Origin of the sequence: Rothia sp. HMSC071B01 (genome assembly GCF_001808945.1) — a bacterium.
Taxonomy (GTDB): Bacteria; Actinomycetota; Actinomycetes; order Actinomycetales; family Micrococcaceae; genus Rothia.
Genome location: NZ_KV795061.1, coordinates 1 through 1,309 on the forward strand (window position 1 = coordinate 1; position 1,309 = coordinate 1,309).

The window sequence follows — 1,309 nt, forward strand, 5'->3', positions numbered from 1 at the left end:
TAGACCAGCAGATGTGCCAGCGAGCGCAGGCAGCGTTGGAGCACTGCGTTGAAGGTGAGTGCCCTGAGGTGGATGCTCTGGATCTTCGAGTGTTCCAGGAGAAGGATGCCTATATGCGTGAGCAGTGTGAGGTGCTGGCTCGTCATAAGGCTCAGAGGGCAGCTGATGACCTGGAGCGTGCGCAGCGTAAGATGCTGGCCGAACAGGAAGAGCAGCTAGAAGAGCAGACGCTGAGCGATACTAACCGTGCTCGTCCTGCTACCCGTGATGAGTATGATCGCTGGTTGGAGGCGTGGGTGAAGGCCGGAAACGACGTTGCGTACTATTCGGATAGTAACTTTAATGAGCAAGACCCGGACTACTTCTACGTGATTGATCCTGACGCTGATTTCAAGATCAGCGATAAGAGCGTACGCCGTTTCATTATTCCGGAGGAGTATGACTGCCGGGACTACATCTACACGTTTTGCGCCGCGCCTCGGACGGTGGTGTACGGCTGGGCCGATAATAAGCCGGTATGGCATACGCAGTATATGCATAATTCTGCGGATAAGTACCCGGGTGGTTATGCCGATACGGTCGATGCGCGGTTGAGGCAGCAGGCTCGGCTAAAGTACCGTCAAGGGGAGTAGCTATTGGAAGGTTTCATCTTACTAGCAGTGCTTTTCTATCTAATCTATCGTGCGCGGCATTAGCCGCACCGTAGGGCACGAGGAACGAACGGGGGCTACCTACCAACCCAGATGGGTCGGTTAGGTAGCCCCCGTCTTTTGTGCTTCTGATGCGGATCTAGCGTATGTGTGGGCGTCTGAAAGCTGCTGTAGAGCAGGCAGACGCGGGCGCTTGGAGAACACAAAAATCCGCCAGATATCAGATCTGGCGGAATAATGACACGCTAAGTAGACATAGCGTGTTAAGGTATGCTAAGCTTATGAGATGTCTAAGAACCGTGGAAAAGTTTAGGACATCTGGAGTCAACCAACCGGCTGACTCGTTAAGCTCCGGGGCATTATGTGAGGTTGCAGCCTCGCATGACGCCCCCTTATTAGAAAGGTGTTATACCTTTGAACGAAAAAGTGAATAGGAAGTCACGCAGGTCCACCATTGTTGCATGGATGCTTTTCGCATGTAGTGTTATCTACCACCTCGTGGACTTCGTATACAAGTCCTTAAAAATTTGGGAATCAATCCAAAACACTTCGGATTTCTCCCATAACTTTGACTGGACACTCCTCCTATACCTCTTGTAGCACATATACTCTGCGGGTACTCATATAGTGTACCACAGATTTAGGACGTTATACCACAT

1 protein-coding gene is annotated in these 1,309 nt (G+C 51.2%); it reads left to right on the forward strand.

The window, feature by feature from the left end:
* Positions 1–632: hypothetical protein (locus HMPREF2527_RS09760; RefSeq protein ID WP_168161079.1), on the forward strand; the 632-nt coding region annotated here is incomplete at its 5' end.
* Positions 633–1,309: the final 677 nt, after the last annotated feature.